This is a genomic window from Haladaptatus caseinilyticus, assembly GCF_026248685.1.
Taxonomy (GTDB): Archaea; Halobacteriota; Halobacteria; order Halobacteriales; family Haladaptataceae; genus Haladaptatus; species Haladaptatus caseinilyticus.
Genome location: NZ_CP111036.1, coordinates 1788713 through 1803379, shown reverse-complemented (window position 1 = coordinate 1803379; position 14667 = coordinate 1788713). Strand labels below are relative to the sequence as shown.

14 protein-coding genes, 1 tRNA gene and 2 pseudogenes are annotated in these 14667 nt (G+C 57.7%); 9 read left to right on the top strand and 8 right to left on the bottom strand.

What is annotated here, in order from left to right; translation table 11 throughout:
• Positions 1–206 precede the first annotated feature (206 nt).
• From OOF89_RS09785 to OOF89_RS09775, 3 genes are all read left to right on the top strand, one after another.
• Positions 207–344, top strand: coding sequence for a hypothetical protein (locus OOF89_RS09785; protein ID WP_266075610.1), 138 nt, complete (start codon positions 207–209; stop codon positions 342–344).
• Positions 345–543: 199 nt separating this feature from the next.
• The gene (locus OOF89_RS09780; protein ID WP_266075608.1) at positions 544–687 is read left to right on the top strand and encodes a hypothetical protein; all 144 of its coding nucleotides are present in this window, start codon (positions 544–546) and stop codon (positions 685–687) included.
• Positions 688–796: 109 nt separating this feature from the next.
• Positions 797–919 carry a DUF7503 family protein gene (locus OOF89_RS09775; RefSeq protein ID WP_266075605.1) on the top strand — a complete coding sequence of 41 codons (123 nt, stop codon included), beginning with the start codon at positions 797–799 and terminating at the stop codon, positions 917–919.
• On the opposite strand, the gene OOF89_RS09770 is transcribed toward OOF89_RS09775, so the two are convergent.
• Both OOF89_RS09770 and OOF89_RS09765 read right to left on the bottom strand, forming a co-directional pair.
• On the bottom strand, positions 920–3001 hold the full coding sequence (locus OOF89_RS09770) for a hypothetical protein (RefSeq protein WP_266075604.1): 2082 nt from the start codon (positions 2999–3001) through the stop codon (positions 920–922).
• Positions 3002–3021: 20 nt separating this feature from the next.
• Positions 3022–3708 (bottom strand): DUF7504 family protein, encoded by a 687-nt coding sequence (locus OOF89_RS09765; protein ID WP_266075602.1) that lies wholly within the window; start codon positions 3706–3708, stop codon positions 3022–3024.
• A 111-nt stretch (positions 3709–3819) separates the two neighbouring features.
• On the opposite strand from OOF89_RS09765, the pseudogene OOF89_RS24620 reads away from it, so the two are divergent.
• Positions 3820–3948, top strand: a pseudogene (locus OOF89_RS24620) (ABC transporter ATP-binding protein); the annotation flags it as partial.
• 104 nt (positions 3949–4052) lie between these two features.
• On the opposite strand, the gene OOF89_RS09760 reads toward OOF89_RS24620, so the two are convergent.
• Complete coding sequence (locus OOF89_RS09760; RefSeq protein WP_266075600.1) at positions 4053–5234, bottom strand: M24 family metallopeptidase; 1182 nt, start codon at positions 5232–5234, stop codon at positions 4053–4055.
• Positions 5235–5394: 160 nt separating this feature from the next.
• Between OOF89_RS09760 and OOF89_RS09755 the strand changes: the two genes are divergently transcribed.
• Positions 5395–7254, top strand: coding sequence for an SLC13 family permease (locus OOF89_RS09755; RefSeq protein WP_407661560.1), 1860 nt, complete (start codon positions 5395–5397; stop codon positions 7252–7254).
• Between the two features lie 309 nt (positions 7255–7563).
• Here OOF89_RS09755 and OOF89_RS09750 read toward each other — a convergent pair.
• A tRNA-Tyr gene (locus OOF89_RS09750) sits at positions 7564–7637 on the bottom strand.
• A 129-nt stretch (positions 7638–7766) separates the two neighbouring features.
• Here OOF89_RS09750 and OOF89_RS09745 point away from each other — a divergent pair.
• The 3 genes from OOF89_RS09745 (at position 7767) to ftsZ (ending at position 9847) form a co-directional block, all read left to right on the top strand.
• Positions 7767–8288 carry a double zinc ribbon domain-containing protein gene (locus OOF89_RS09745; protein ID WP_266075599.1) on the top strand — a complete coding sequence of 174 codons (522 nt, stop codon included), beginning with the start codon at positions 7767–7769 and terminating at the stop codon, positions 8286–8288.
• Positions 8289–8473: 185 nt separating this feature from the next.
• Positions 8474–8653: a ribbon-helix-helix domain-containing protein gene (locus OOF89_RS09740; RefSeq protein ID WP_266075598.1), complete on the top strand. Its 180-nt coding sequence runs from the start codon at positions 8474–8476 to the stop codon at positions 8651–8653.
• Positions 8654–8656: 3 nt separating this feature from the next.
• The gene (gene ftsZ, locus OOF89_RS09735; RefSeq protein ID WP_266075597.1) at positions 8657–9847 is read left to right on the top strand and encodes a cell division protein FtsZ; all 1191 of its coding nucleotides are present in this window, start codon (positions 8657–8659) and stop codon (positions 9845–9847) included.
• Between the two features lie 38 nt (positions 9848–9885).
• Here ftsZ and OOF89_RS24615 read toward each other — a convergent pair.
• The 3 genes and pseudogenes from OOF89_RS24615 to ncsA all read right to left on the bottom strand — a co-directional run.
• Positions 9886–10854, bottom strand: a pseudogene (locus OOF89_RS24615) (outer membrane protein assembly factor BamB family protein); the annotation flags it as partial.
• An 84-nt stretch (positions 10855–10938) separates the two neighbouring features.
• Positions 10939–11082, bottom strand: coding sequence for a hypothetical protein (locus OOF89_RS09720; RefSeq protein ID WP_266075595.1), 144 nt, complete (start codon positions 11080–11082; stop codon positions 10939–10941).
• Positions 11083–11320: 238 nt separating this feature from the next.
• Complete coding sequence (gene ncsA, locus OOF89_RS09715) at positions 11321–12328, bottom strand: tRNA 2-thiolation protein NcsA (protein WP_266075593.1); 1008 nt, start codon at positions 12326–12328, stop codon at positions 11321–11323.
• 535 nt (positions 12329–12863) lie between these two features.
• Here ncsA and OOF89_RS09710 point away from each other — a divergent pair.
• Complete coding sequence (locus tag OOF89_RS09710; RefSeq protein ID WP_266075592.1) at positions 12864–13511, top strand: DUF7095 family protein; 648 nt, start codon at positions 12864–12866, stop codon at positions 13509–13511.
• A 263-nt stretch (positions 13512–13774) separates the two neighbouring features.
• On the opposite strand, the gene OOF89_RS09705 is transcribed toward OOF89_RS09710, so the two are convergent.
• On the bottom strand, positions 13775–14566 hold the full coding sequence (locus OOF89_RS09705) for a class I SAM-dependent methyltransferase (RefSeq protein WP_266075590.1): 792 nt from the start codon (positions 14564–14566) through the stop codon (positions 13775–13777).
• Positions 14567–14667 lie beyond the last annotated feature (101 nt).

The following is a 14667-nucleotide window of genomic DNA, read 5'->3' as shown; positions in this document are numbered from 1 at the left end:
TCTCGCCATTCGTTAAAAAATCATCCACTTCGAGAGTTCGGAAAACCGTCCACAGACGTACGTGACGAGTGGAGGCGATGTGTATCGACCGTACTCGTAGAAACGAACGACACACCGATTGTCAGCGGGGAAAATCCGAAGGTTCGGAGTTATCTCGTCCAGCGATAGGGTAGGGACGCACGCCGAAGCGACCGACGGCGACGCGAGTGGGGGAGGGTGTCGCAGTCCGCATCGAAATGCTCTCACACTGGTCGAACGGTGGTGACCAGTGTGAGAGCCGTGCGTACGAATCGGTCGTTCATTCGTTTCTCGTGCATCCCACCGCCATCTACAACTTACTTTGACTAAAAATTTATCGTTTAGTCGGACGTATATTAAAATGGGTTGTATCGAGATGGATCCGATATAGTTTCGAAACAAACATGCGATACCATACCAAATGGGTACTCCGCAGGACGAGCTCACCACACCGCCACTCACACGAGTGTTCGTCTATTCCGCACGCGTAAAATTTCTCGCAGTACTCGCGGACAACCCGGACGAATGCTTCAACGCGACGTATCCGGATACACGCTTGCTTCGACGGTGCATGTACAACTCCTGCGCCGACTCTCTGAGGACATCGACGCCGTCCTGTACGAACTCAATGACCCGCTCTCGGACGTTATCGGCGGTTTCGCGCAGTGAAATTCCGCAAGGCAAATTGACACTATTCATTAATTATTTACTATAATTAATTTTTAGTCCGTATTATTAAATTAAATATAAGAAAGAAGAACCACATGTATTAGTTGCAATGTCACAAGATGATGCAAAAGGGCTCGCACAGAACCCACGAATGATCGGCGCACTGTTCACACTCAGCGTGCTACTAACGCAAGCGGGTAGCGCTTTGGCTGGAACGTATCCCGGCCCATAGCTACTCGAAATCCGATATTTTGAGTTCATTGCACCAATAAAGACAATTTTCAACCTCGACGGGGGCGACTTCGAACGAAAACCGTTGGTCGAGTTCATCCGAGGTTAAAACGACGGTCGTCAGTGGTGCAGACGCGATATACTGCTTGTGGGATCGGTCTCGAGGAAGGTTGGCAAGCGTTCCGAATCCCTGTAGATCCGTTGGATATGTGTTGACTTCTACTTCAAATCGGTCATCGCCGATCCGTTCAACGACGAAATGAAACGGAATCCCACTTTCACACTGTACAAGCGACAACCCACCATCGCCAATTACTGTGTACTGGTAGCCATATACCGAGTGGCGACGCGCAATCAATAGCGCCGAGCGAAGCGGAAACCCGCAATTCAGGAGTCGTGCCAGTGTTTTACCGAGGTCTGTCGCTGACGGGTTACCGACCGGCGAGAGCGTGGCGACGCCGCCACGGCTTCCCTTTTTGACGAGTTCGTACCCCTGTTGGTATGATTCACAAGCGTTCAAGAGGAACGCCGTCACGCCGACGTCCGAGAGCGACCGAGCATCGAGCGACCCGTCGGAGCACAGAAACCCCCGGTCGTCGATGTGGCCGATGTAGTGGAGGAAATCCGACTCCACGGCGAGCAGGTCCCTGAGTTCGTCACACGAGAGGTCGTAGTGACCAGTGACGTCGAAATCGAGGAACTCACGCGACCCGTAGAACTCCTTTACCACGTCCTCGTCCTGCATTTTATCGTCGTTGCAGACGACGTGGATGTCGATAGTGTCCGAGGAGGGGGTCCGGTCGACCCCTCTTCGGAGCGCGGACAGGTCGAGTTTGTTGACCTCGAGCGGGAATCCCGGTCCGGCCCAAGCCTGTTCGATTACGTTCATCATCGGATCGACCTGAAACACGTCTTGGTTGTCCACTTCGTCCCATCCGTCCGACCCGCGTAGCATCGCGCCGGCCGGGGGTGAACGGAAGAATTCGCTTTGTGCATCCGACATCGGCTTGACCGATTTCGGGTTCGGGGTATCGGGTATCCGAACCAGGGCGACGTTATTCGCAAGATACGGGATGTACTCGATGTTTTCGACCGTCGGGGTGAGGTCAACGCCGAGCCGCCAGTTCGGGATATGAGGTTCGAGCGTCTCGAACGGAACCGATAGATGGGTCGCAAGACGTTCAGTCAGTGACGCGTCGTAGAGTGCCGAAAAATCTATCTCGACCAGCGGTTCGATCTGCTGGCGTTCGTGAAGGTCGACTCGATAAAATCCCTCAGTTCGAGTGAGACAGTCGAGGAAAAACGTCTGTCGAAGAACCCGATTGACGGCGTTTACATACCCATCCGGACCGGTCAGTTCGTACTCGAACTCCCCCGCGACGAGGCGTGGGCTACATCCCGGAACGACGTCCGCACCGAGGTAGTATGCAAGCGACGCCAGCGGATAGACGTGCTCTCTGTCCGGTGGAACGACCAACTCGACACCCGTATCCGGCGAACGAATTCCTGTCGGTGCCGAGAATTCGTCGCCGCGCTCGATAAGCGGCGGGTGCCCGCGGAGCGTCGGGAACGACCGTTCAGGACTCGTCGTCTTCAGTGCCGAACCGGATAGCGACATCGCGCGCATCAGGTCACGCACGTTGTCAGTGACCGTTATCGTTCCTGCAGGGCGGTCGTGATAGGAGCGTGCACCGACGCGAACGGTCGCTTTCGAGCCGAAATCGAGGACGACAGTGGCGTCTTGCTGTTCGAGTTTGAACGCGCTCTCGGCCGCGACGTACAGTTTCATCGGCGCTGTGCTTAACTCGATCAGATAGCGTCCGGGCCCGATGGTTTGATTACCCCCGTCGGAGGTTTCTGCGACCATCCGACCGTCCTGTGTTCGAATCGTAACCGGTAGCAGTTTCGGGACTTCCACTGTCGCGGTTTCGATCGTGACGGCCGCATCGACCGGAAAATAGAACGTCTCGGTCGCTATGGCTGTCGGCTGGACTGGGTCGGACGTCAACAGCGCAAACCGAACGTTCTCGATGGGGTCATAGATATCGAGACCGTCCCGGTTAGGATGCCGCCGAAACTCCATGGATGAAATATGTGTATCTTTTATGATAGTTGTACCCAGTATGTGGTCTCATCGAGATCGGGAACGTGCCAGCGCTGTTCTGCCACCCCGGGACGTTTTCGAAGTTCGATGCGTGCATCGAACAGGGGTGACAGATCCTCTACGAGCTGGTCGTCGTCAGGCACGCGGACGTGGTAGTGTGCCATTCCGTTCACACCGCGAACGATGGCTGTGAGACCGCGAAGGAATTGAGAGAACGAAACGATGTCCTCTCCTCCGGTGAGCATATCGATCGAGTCGATACCAAGTCGGAGTTCGGCGGGAGCAAACCCACCATTTTCATCGTCGAATCGACTGATGGCTGAGATCAACTCCGAGCGGAGCGTCTCTCGGTCGAGGTCGGAAACGCGTTCGTTTACGCTGTCGCTCGTCGTACCCCGGTGTTCGGTCCGCCGGTCGAAAATCCGTGTATTTCCGGTGGTCGGGTGGACCGGAAGATAGGACCCGGCATCGAGCGTGGTGGGATTCGTGAGTGCGAGAAGGCGCGACCGTCGTCCCTGCCCGAAGAGCGTCCGACTGAAGCCGGCACTCGTCTCTTTTGGCACGTCACCAGTAACGAGGAGATTGCTGCCGCTGGTTTTCAGTTCTGCGAGCCATTCGGTGAACTGCACGTCTTGTGTCGCCGAATCCTCCCCCGTCCGATTTCGAAATTCGAGACGAGAAGCCATTAGTAAGACGAACGTTCCGACCAAAAATAAGGGTTCGGGGTGTGGTGTTATCGGTCGTGGTGAAACGTTCCCGGCGAACACTATACGCCCCTCGGAGGCGTTCTCCGTCCCGTGTCCATAACGGAACCGATCACAGTCGAGCGGTTGACAAAATACTACGGGGACGTTCGCGGAGTCCAAACCCCCACGTTTTCGGCCGAATACGGGGAAATATTCGGTTTTCTCGGAGCGAACGGGGCGGAAACAGGCGGAATCAAAACTCCGAACATCCCCCACGGCGCGTAACTCAGGTACGACGGTAGCCGACAATTGGGTGGCGGTGAATCACCCGCAGAAACGGTTGCTTACCACGTGATGACGTTGCTCTCCAGGTCACGCGGGAAGTAAGTTAGCATTTCCGTGCCGTCCTCGGTGATGGCAATCGTATCGGAGTGGCGATAGCCGTAGGTGTCGGTGTAGAGTCCAGGTTCGATGGTGTACACGTGGCCGGGTTCCATCTCGGCGTCGCGGTCATCGACGTGGTCGCTCCATCCTCGGTCGATGTACGGCGGTTCGTGCCCGCCCATGCCGATATTGTGCCCGACGTGGTGCTGTGCCAGGTCGGTAACGCCTTGCTCCTCGAAATAGTCCCACACTTGCTGGTCGACGTAAGACAATGGGACGCCCGGACCGAGTGCGTCGATAGCGATGGTCTGGGACTCCAACATCAGTTCGAAGTACTGTTCCTGTTCGTCGGTCGGTTCACCGACGAACATGGTCCGCTCCAGTTCGGAGTAGTAGCCATCGACGTTCGCGGCAGCACCCGTGATCAGGACGTCCCCCTCCTCGATTCGACGGTTCGCGGTGTGTCCGTGGGGGAGAGCGGTCTGCGGGCCGGAAATGTAACCTGCATAGGCCGGACCGTCGCCGCGCGTGCGCGGTACATACGTGTCACCGAGCGTATCCAGCATCGCGCGAGATGCATCCGTCGAAGCCTGCTGGCTGACGGTTGCTGGGTGTGCTCCGGGTTCGGTGTAGTCGGCGAGATACCGGTGAGCGAGATTTCCCCACTTCGCCGACTCTCGGATGAGGTCGATTTCGGCATCCGTTTTTGCCCACCGCATCCGATCTACCCAACTTTGGGATTCGACTTCGATGAACTCGGAGAGTGCGGGACCATCGTACCCCATCACACCCGGCGCGCCGTCCGCGTCCGCAACGACGGTCCTCACGTCAAGCCCCGAAAGCATCTCGGCAGCGACGTCGATCGGTTTGCCGCCGGGATAATCGAAGTAGTGATGCACCGCATCGATTCGTGGGTTCGGTCGTACCCGCTCGACTTCGAGTCTCGGAACCGTGATTTCGATTCGGTCGTCAGTGACGGCCAACACGACCGGTCGCTCGGTTTGGATGTGGTCGAAGCCGGTAAGATATTCGATGCTCGTGGCGCCGAACCAGACCCCAGCGTCCGCATCCCGTTCACGAATCTTTTCTCGCACCTCGGCGAGACGGTGGTCGAACTCGGAATCGGGAAGTCGTGTACTCATACCGGAGCGTTCACAGGTGCAGAGTAAAAGCCTTCACGTGGCGGAAACCTGCTCCACGCATACTATTACGGACGAATCACGTCCTTACTCGGCGAGAAGGCCGAGCCTACTCACGTTTCGCAGGATATTCTTTACTGGTTGGGCGACGTGTTCCGTTCGGATGCTCATTCCCGACCTCGCGGTCCAAACCGGGTCGGCGATTCCGGAACTCACGCTGGAGATGGTCGTCGTTTTCGGTATCGCAGTGGCGACTTTCGTTCTGTTCGCGACGGAGACGTTTCCTCCCGACATTACCGCCATTATCGTCATGGTCGTCCTCATCCTCCTCGGCCCATGGACGGGAATTTCTCCTGAAGAGGGCATATCGGGGTTTTCGAACGACGCGACGATCACCGTCCTAGCGATGCTCGTCTTGAGTTACGGGGTGAGCCAAACTGGAGTCGTACAGGAACTCGGCGAACGAATGGCGTCGTTCGCGGGCACCGACGAGCGAAAACAGCTCGCTTCCGTTCTCGCATTCGCGGGTATTCCGTCGGGCGTACTCAACAATACGCCGATCGTCGCCATGCTCATTCCAGTCGTTTCCGACCTCGCAAATCGCGGACGGACGTCACCGTCGAAACTGCTTATCCCGCTTTCGTATGCGGCGATGGTCGGCGGTATGCTCACGCTCATCGGCACGTCGACGAACCTCATTGCCAGCAGCGTCGCCGCACGTCTCGGGCGCCAGTACCCCTCCCTCCACGCGTTTTCGATGTTCGAATTCACGAAACTCGGAATCGTCGTTTTCGTCGTGGGAACGGTCTATCTGATGACCATCGGCCAGCGACTCATCCCAGAACGAGTGCTTCCGGAGGAAGACATTTTAGAGGAGTACGAACTGTCGCCGTATTTGACCGAGGTCGTCGTCGGCGAGGACTCGGCGTTCGTCGGTCGAACCATCGACGAAACCCTCTCCGAAATCGAACTCGACGTGGATGTCGTTTCGCTTATCAGAGACGATGAGACGTTCATAGAACCGCTAATGAGGAAAACGGCTCGACCGGGAGACGTGTTGGTCGTTCGCGCGGATTTCGGGTCGCTTCGGGAATTGATGTTAACGGAGGGCCTATCGCTCGTCGCGTTTTCGTCCGTAACCGAGGAGGCACTCGAACCGGAGCAGGAAGGCGGAGCGCTCGTCGAACTCGTCCTCCCATCGTGGTCGTCGGTGACCGGTGAGACACTCGAAAGCACGACGTTTCGTGAACGATACGACGCCAACGTTCTTGCGATCAGGCGGGGAGCGGAACTGCTCCGGGAGCGGATGGACCGGACGACGCTCCGGCGGGGGGACACCTTGCTGGTACAAGCAACGGAAGACAGCGTCAATCGGTTGGCTACGAACCGCGATTTTATCGTCACGCAGGTAGCAGCCGAACCGGACTATCAGCGGTCGAAGATTCCCCTCGCCATCGCCATCATCCTCGGCGTTGTCGGGTTCGCTGCGCTGGGTGTGTACGATATTCTCACGACTGCATTGGCGGGCGTCGTCGTGATGATACTGACGGGTATCGTGAAGCCGGGAGAGTTGTATGACGCGGTGGAGTGGGACGTCATCTTCCTCCTCGCAGGCCTCATCCCGCTCGGCATCGCGTTCGAGGAGACCGGTGCGGCGAACCTCGTCGGTGCGGTAGTAGCGACGAGTGCGGACTTTCTGCCCGCAATCGGTGTCCTATGGGTGTTCTACGTCATCACTACCCTCGTTACGGCCGTCGTCAGCAACAGCGCGAGCGCCATTCTCATGATACCGGTTGCCGTCGAGGCAGCGACTCGCGTCGGTGGCGACCCGTTTTCGTTCGTCCTCGCCGTGACGTTCGCTTCCAGCGCCGACTTCATGACTCCCATCGGCTATCAGACGAACCTGCTCGTGTACGGTCCGGGCGGATACAAGTTCACGGACTACTTCCGCGTAGGCGCGCCGCTCCAACTACTGCTGTCGATAGCGACCGTCCTCGGAATCGCCGTATTCTGGGGCGTATAGCGTGTAATACACGAGGTGTTTGCAGCAAGTTTCATACAGAAAATTGAGGGACGACTCGACGACGATGCCAAAATCCAAATGTTTACGGACGAACGACCTGCCCCGTCTCGCTCGACCACGAAGCACAGAACGGAGCAGATGCACCCCGAACGCTGTGAGACGGTCCTGCTCACACGGGAGGGGACGAACTCTTCCCTGTTCCCGTTCGCTCCGTGTTCGTTCACGAGAACGTCGCTGCGCGGGCGTGCGACTCACAAGCTCAAACGCCCCAGTCGTGCGTATGACTGCTCACGTCGTTCGCAGTAAAAGTCCGCCCTCCCCGATTTGAACGGGGGACAAGTCGATCTACAGTCGACTGCTCTACCAGTCTGAGCTAAGGGCGGGCACGCACTTCCACCTAACCGGGTTGTGGACTTAAGAATTATTATTCGCGGCCGCGTGTCGGACACACGGAAAGGTTCAAGTATGATAGGCTGTGTGTATCGGGATACAGACGAATTCAGGTGGCCAACATGAGTAAAATAACATTTCGCGCGGACGACGACCTCGTTAAACGACTCGAAACGCTCGATGCATCGAAGAGCGAGGTCATGCGCGAAGCACTCCGCGACTATCTCGACGGCCACAGCGAATCGACGGAGCAGAACGACGGAACGCTCGATGCAGTCGTCGCAGAGCGCGTAGACGACCTTATCGACCAACGACTAGGCCCACGCGGGAGCGAAAACGCGCGCGACATCAACGTGAACGTTACCGTCGAAGGTAGTAACGTCCGAGCGAGCGAAGGGAATTCGGTAGCGAGCACGACGGACGAGCGTCCACGTCATACGACCGCCGACACATCTCAGGCAGGAAACACGTGCGGGCAGTGCGGCGAGTCGCTGGATTCGGGCCACGTTTACTGCCCGAACTGCGGCGAGAAGGCAGCCCATCGCGTGTTCTGTGACTGTGGTGACGAACTCCGTTCGGACTGGGCGTTCTGCCCCGGGTGTGGGCGACGAACACCATCGGCAGACGTTTTGGACTCGGCGTAAAACGATTGTTTTACGATCGCCGTTAATTATATATACTGTGCCTCTGTGGATACTTCCACGTAAGACGATTGTCTTACGCCGCGAACTAAATGGCCGAATTACTACGTCTCGGCTGCTAATACGGCGTAAGACGGGATAAACACCGCATCGCGTGTATCGTCTTACCATACAAGGGGAATACAACTATGGAGCGCGTGACACTACGAATTCCAAAACAGCAAATCGAAGAGGTCGAACAGATGGTCGAAACTGGCGAGTTCCCGAATCGAAGCGAAGCGATTCGCGCAGCAGTTCGTGACATGCTCAACGAGCAAGACGGAAACGGAACCGAGACCACGAACAAGCGCACCTGGGCAAAGGTGTGAACGATGCAGGACATCGTCCAAGAAGCACTGGAGAACGCCGAAAGCGAACAGCGTGAGATGGATGCCGTCGCAACCGGTGACGAGTTCGGTGACCCGCGAATCGTCATCGTCGGTTGCGGTGGCGCAGGGAACAACACTATCAATCGGCTCTACAACATCGGCGTAGACGGTGCTGACACGGTTGCAATCAATACCGACAAACAGCACCTGAAAATGATCGAAGCCGACACGAAAATCCTCGTCGGCAAATCCCTCACATCCGGTCTCGGGGCTGGCGGCGACCCTTCCATGGGCGAGCGCGCCACCGAGATGGCACAGGGAACGGTCAAGGAAGTGCTCGGCGATGCCGACCTCGTCTTCGTGACCGCAGGCATGGGTGGCGGCACCGGAACCGGTGCTGCACCCGTTGTCGCGAAAATCGCCAAAGAACAGGGCGCAATCGTCGTCGGGATGGTCTCGACGCCGTTCAACGTCGAGCGTGCTCGCACAGTAAAAGCCGAAGAAGGATTGGAGAAACTTCGCAACGAGGCGGACTCCATCATCGTCCTCGACAACAACCGACTCCTCGATTACGTCCCGAACCTACCGATCGGCAAGGCATTCTCGGTGATGGACCAGATCATCGCCGAGACCGTGAAAGGTATCTCGGAAACCATCACACAGCCAAGCCTCATCAACCTCGACTACGCCGACATGACCTCCATCATGAACCAGGGCGGCGTCGCGGTGATGCTCGTCGGTGAGACACAGGACAAAAACAAGACCGAGGAAGTGGTGCGCGACGCGATGAACCACCCGCTTCTCGACGTGGATTATCGCGGTGCCTCCGGCGGACTCGTGCACATCACGGGGGGACCGGACCTCACGCTCAAAGAAGCAGAGGGCATTGCGGCCAACATCACCGAACGCCTCGAAGCGAGCGCCAACGTCATCTGGGGGGCGCGCATCCAGGAGAACTACAAGAGCAAAGTCCGAGTCATGGCAATCATGACCGGCGTCAAAAGCGCACAGGTGCTCGGCCCATCGACACAGAAACAGGCTGACCGCTCCCGCCAGAAGATGCGCGACGTGGATGCACAGTCCTACGACGCCAGTAACAACGCCGATGCTGTCCAACAGAAAACGTTTGGCACCCAAAGTGACGGTGGCAGAGACGAAGTAGAGAAGAACAACGGTCTCGACGTTATTCGATAATTCACGGCCCCTCCTTTTCTCTCTCGGTGACCGACGGATTACTCCAGCGCGAGCAGGTGATATTTTCGTTCGCCAGTCTGCGCAACGACGTAGAGTACTCCGTCGTTCAGGACGGGACCAGGGCCGACGCGACCATGAAACGATGTTTCGAATCGGAGACTCGGACCCGTTCCCGGAATCCGAAACGATGGCGTCGGGTCGAAAGCGTACAACTTATCTCCACCCACGAACAGCGTATCTCGACCGAGCGCGGGGGCGGTCCACCGCCAGTCACCGATGTCGTGTTTCCACACTCGTTCACCGTTATCCGGGTTGATAGCGTGCAGTCCCCTCGTTCCGGCGGCGTACAGGTGTTTTTTCACCGCCAGTCCTCCGCCCGCCCAGCCAGTCCGTCGCTTCCAATCGATGTTCAGTTTTGGTGGGTTTTCCATCGTCATCCCGTACGTCCTTCCGTCCATACAGGTGACGTAGACGCCGTCCGCGTCCGCGGTCGGCGGTGCCCGAGGCTCTGCCGGCAGGTTCCATTCACCCTCGCCGGTGCCATCCGGGGCGAGAAGATACAGCTTCCCAGCTTTCGTGGCGAGTACGACGAAATATCCCATAAAAACCGCGGGTGAGCCGAGGATTTCGCCGAAGAGCGCGCGAGACCATTCGATTTCCCCCGTATTCGAACTGACTCGGTACACGGTTTCCCCGACGGGAACGTATAGCCAGCCCGAGTCGTACATTGCCGGGGTTCTGACGCTCCCACTCTCGTCGAACGTATGTTTCCACTGCGTCCCGCCAGTTTCGACATCCAGCGCGAGCAATCTGTCGCTTCCACTGACGTAGACGGTCTTCCCACGAACGAGGGGTGTCGCATACGTATCGACACCGCACTCGCGAGTTTTTCGCCACAGTTCGGCCCCGTCAGTCGCATCGTAGACGACGAGTGCGGACGGAGTAGGAACGAAAACTCGACTATCGGTGACGAGCGGTTCCTGATACGTGGTTTGTGGAACCTCGACCCGCCATCGTTCGGAAACACCATCGACGGGAGCTTTTCCGTCGGCGACTGCACGCGTATTACTAGCGTTACAGCCGAAACTCGACTATTCGCCGTCCGCGCCGTAAATATGTCTATCGGGGTCCGTCGATTGGTTCGACCCTGGCTCGGGTGGGTCGTCGGCAATCGTCGTACACCCGGTTATGGCAGTAACCGCACCAAGCGCGAGGAACCGTCGTCTGGAGGGCATATCTTCGGCGTTGGTGTTCGTCGTAATAAGTTTTCTTTACCGCAGGAGAGGCTACAAACGGCAGGGTTTCAGTCGTTGCTACAATAACTGTTGATCTATTACAATAGTGAAACACGCATGGACGAGTTCGAACCGGTGCTCGTTTCGCCTTGGTCAAATACTGGCTTCGAGAGGACGAGATCTCCCTCCGGTGACGAAACTTCGGCGAGGAATCGAAAGCGAGGCTTCGCCAGTTCGGCTATACCGCGTGAATCGATTCCACGAGCGCGCATTTCCGACAGACGTCGCGGGTCGTGGATGCACCGCAGCGTTCACATTCGTTGAGTTCCCGTTTTCCGTCTCCCGCACCGAATTCGTCCGCGGCAACAGCGGCGAGTTCTTCGTACCCGGCCATGATGGAGTGGCGCGTTCCGGGGTGATTTTCCTCCAGTGAAAGCATCAGCTCCTGAATTTCGGCCCGATATGCCTCGCTGGAGTGTGGACATTCGGTGATGTGTGCAGGTAGGTCTTCCAAGTGTGCGTACAGCGCGACTTCTTTCTCCGGGACGTCTCGAAGCGGTTTTGCACGGGGCACAAACGAATCTTGGTCGCTTCTCGTCGGTGAAGTGTCTTCGTCCGACCCGCCTCGCGCGTCTTCCGCGAACTTTCCGAGACTCGCATCGAAATGTTTGGCGATTTGGGCAACGTCGCCTTCGAGGAAGTTCATCAGCGCGGTTTCGGCCTCGTCGTCCAGATTATGCCCCGTGAGTAGTTTATCTGCCTCGTATTCTTCTGCGTACTTCGAGAGCAAATCCCGGCGGAACACGCCACAGTAGGCACAGGCGGCCATACTTTCGGGATCCTTTTCCACGACATCGTCCATCCGAACGTCGAACTCGTCCTCGTAGGTGACGACTTCGTGCCGGATGTCGAGGTCGTCGGTGAGTTCGAGGCAGGCGTCCAAGCTCGCATCACGGTAGCCCTCGATACCTTCGTGAATCGTCAGCGCAACGAGTTCGATCCGTGGATCGTTCGCGAAGGTGTCGTGGAGAATCTGGGTGAGAACGACGCTGTCTTTGCCGCCCGAGAGCCCGATAAGCCACGTCTGGGGATCATCGGGGGTTGCGGACGAGGGGAGGAGATTGTCGTCACGGATCCGCCGTCGAAGACGCTTTTCGACCGACCGACAGAAGTGGTCTTCGCACAGATGAAGCCCGGAGTAGGCCGCATGCATCACCGCTTCTCGGTCGCACTTATCGCAGTCCATTACGTGTCGTTTTCGTCGCGGGCCGTTTCACGGTTTCGCTCCGTCGTAAACCAGATATCGCGATAGCAAATTGGAGGTGTGTCGTACGAGGGATATCGAACGAACTCAACCGTACGTCGGACTGTTTCGCCTTTCGAAATTCGACACCCAAATGTGAGGATGACGGGGACACCGTGACCCTCTCGTAATCGGTCAGATAGGCCGGCAACCGCTCGCCACCTCGAGGTCAGACATCAATACAGTTCCAACGTTTCGGATACCGACATTTACGTCGGTGCCAGCGACAGCCGAGTGTACGTACTGTCGGCCGACGACGGAACCGAATTCGACGGTTCGAGACCGGCGCTGAGATGGGACACGTCGCGGTCAATGAGAGCGGGACGAGCGATGTAGCATATGCATCGAGCGACGTCGTGTACGCTTTCGAATAGTACTCGACGTGCTAGACTGCGCTATAGTCCAGAACCATGAGAGATTGTAACGTCGTCTGGCTGTTCCAGCGGACTTATCCACGCCAAACCCGAATCGTGAATCGATGGAGCGAAGCGAGGCAATCGAGCACATCGAGAAAATCGTCGAGACAGTCGATACCGACACTATGCCCGTCCCTGTCCGTGAAATCTGGGTGTTCGGCGACGTAGCGCTCGGTCTCGATCCGATCGATCGCCTCGACGTCTACATAACGAAGGATATCCTGCTCCGCGGCGACGATGCCGACCGCGAAACGGAGTTCGTTGATACTCACGCGGTAAAAGGCATCGGGAAGACGGTACGTGCCGCGTGGGCAGACGAACATCCGGACCTGATTCGGGCGAACGACAACGGCTATGCCGCTCCCGAAAAGTGTCTCGCAGCGCACCTACTCCCGGAGGACGAACCGGTTCATCTCGAAGTCTGCAATTCGAGTTTCGAGGATAACGTCACGCAACGATTGCGGGGTGCAATGGCGCGCGACGCCTACGAACAAATCCTTGACCCGCGCGGAGTCTGTCTCTGGATCGATGGGCAGCGGAGCACGGAAGCGTTCCGTAAACTACGGGAAGGCGAGTTTGCCTTCCCGACGCTCCCTGCCGCGTTGGAAATGCTCGGAATGGACGATGAGAAAATCGACGAGGCCGCAGAAGCGGTCGAATCGTACCGACGGCGACAGGAAGGCACGACTGTCCGCGGCGACGTGGTATAGTCGTCGGGGTTGGTTGGGCTAACGGGCGATGCTTGCGATTCACGTGGGGGCGCACCGCACGACCGCTTCGACCACCCACGCGACCGATTTCAGGTCACGTCGAGGTTGGCCGCGCTTCAGTATATAATATCACGCAATTCGGTTGTCGTGACTTCGTCCCGTCTCATTACTCGGACACACCGAGCCAGAAGACTCGTTTGGCAGTTCGATCGTTCGATCGACTTCGATATACGAGTGTATGACGATCGGCGATCGCGTCGAGTTCATATCCGGCCAGTCGTAACGTAGAACGGTACGACCTCCGCCCGCCGATACTCGCCCGTTTGCATTTGCTCGATGACCAACCGACCCATCTCGCGCCAGCGGGCACGAAGGTTTTCGTATTCGTCGGGAGAAAGTGATTCGAGCAGCGTCTCGCGTTTCTCGACGAGTGCGTCCGCAGTGGCTTTTTTCTTCGCGGCCTCGAGGTCGCGCGCCGAGTACGGCGGCGCGACCGTTTTCCCGTGATGGTGTTTGTGGGTCGAAACGCCGTCGAGACCGATCGCGTTGAAAGCGTTCCGTGTTCCCTCGCCGCCGAGAGCCACGTCCGTATTCACACCGGCGACGTACGCTTCACGGGCGCGACGTGCCAGTTCCGCTTCCGCGGAAACCGTCGATTCGACCGACACGGCCGAGTTATCCGGTTCGATCGCCGAGACGATGTTGGACGAAACGCGGGCGAACTCCCGCACGGCTCGTTCCGGGTCGGGGAGATTGATGAGCAGTGCTTGACAGACGACGAGGTCGAAGCTGTCGTCCGGAAATGGAAGACGGTGAGCATCGCCCGCAACGACCGAAACGTGTTCCCGGGCGACGGACAGCAGTTGCGAGTCGGCGTCCGTCCCGACCACTTCCCCCGGCGTCTCTTCCGCGAGGACACGGGCGAGTTCACCCGTCCCACAGCCGACATCCAGCACGCGCTCACGGGTGTCTAGTCGGAGGTTGGACAAGGACTCGCGTGATTCCCACATCCCGTCCCGCGTTCGTCGCAGATAGTCGGCGGAGAACTCTCGCACACTTGATTCCTCATCTCGATTTCGAAGGGGAACGGGAAAAACGGGGTGGTCTGTGATTCCGGGCCACTCGGTCGGAACGTAGCCGCGACTTACCGAGATAC

Coding starts and splice junctions, on each gene's coding strand:
- OOF89_RS09780 (WP_266075608.1), top strand. CDS start 544: ATGCTTCAACGCGACGTATCCGGATACACGCTTGCTTCGACGGTGCAT.
- OOF89_RS09775 (WP_266075605.1), top strand. CDS start 797: ATGTCACAAGATGATGCAAAAGGGCTCGCACAGAACCCACGAATGATC.
- OOF89_RS09770 (WP_266075604.1), bottom strand. CDS start 3,001: ATGGAGTTTCGGCGGCATCCTAACCGGGACGGTCTCGATATCTATGAC.
- OOF89_RS09765 (WP_266075602.1), bottom strand. CDS start 3,708: ATGGCTTCTCGTCTCGAATTTCGAAATCGGACGGGGGAGGATTCGGCG.
- OOF89_RS09760 (WP_266075600.1), bottom strand. CDS start 5,234: ATGAGTACACGACTTCCCGATTCCGAGTTCGACCACCGTCTCGCCGAG.
- OOF89_RS09755 (WP_407661560.1), top strand. CDS start 5,395: ATGCTCATTCCCGACCTCGCGGTCCAAACCGGGTCGGCGATTCCGGAA.
- OOF89_RS09745 (WP_266075599.1), top strand. CDS start 7,767: ATGAGTAAAATAACATTTCGCGCGGACGACGACCTCGTTAAACGACTC.
- OOF89_RS09740 (WP_266075598.1), top strand. CDS start 8,474: ATGGAGCGCGTGACACTACGAATTCCAAAACAGCAAATCGAAGAGGTC.
- ftsZ (WP_266075597.1), top strand. CDS start 8,657: ATGCAGGACATCGTCCAAGAAGCACTGGAGAACGCCGAAAGCGAACAG.
- OOF89_RS09720 (WP_266075595.1), bottom strand. CDS start 11,082: ATGCCCTCCAGACGACGGTTCCTCGCGCTTGGTGCGGTTACTGCCATA.
- ncsA (WP_266075593.1), bottom strand. CDS start 12,328: ATGGACTGCGATAAGTGCGACCGAGAAGCGGTGATGCATGCGGCCTAC.
- OOF89_RS09710 (WP_266075592.1), top strand. CDS start 12,864: ATGGAGCGAAGCGAGGCAATCGAGCACATCGAGAAAATCGTCGAGACA.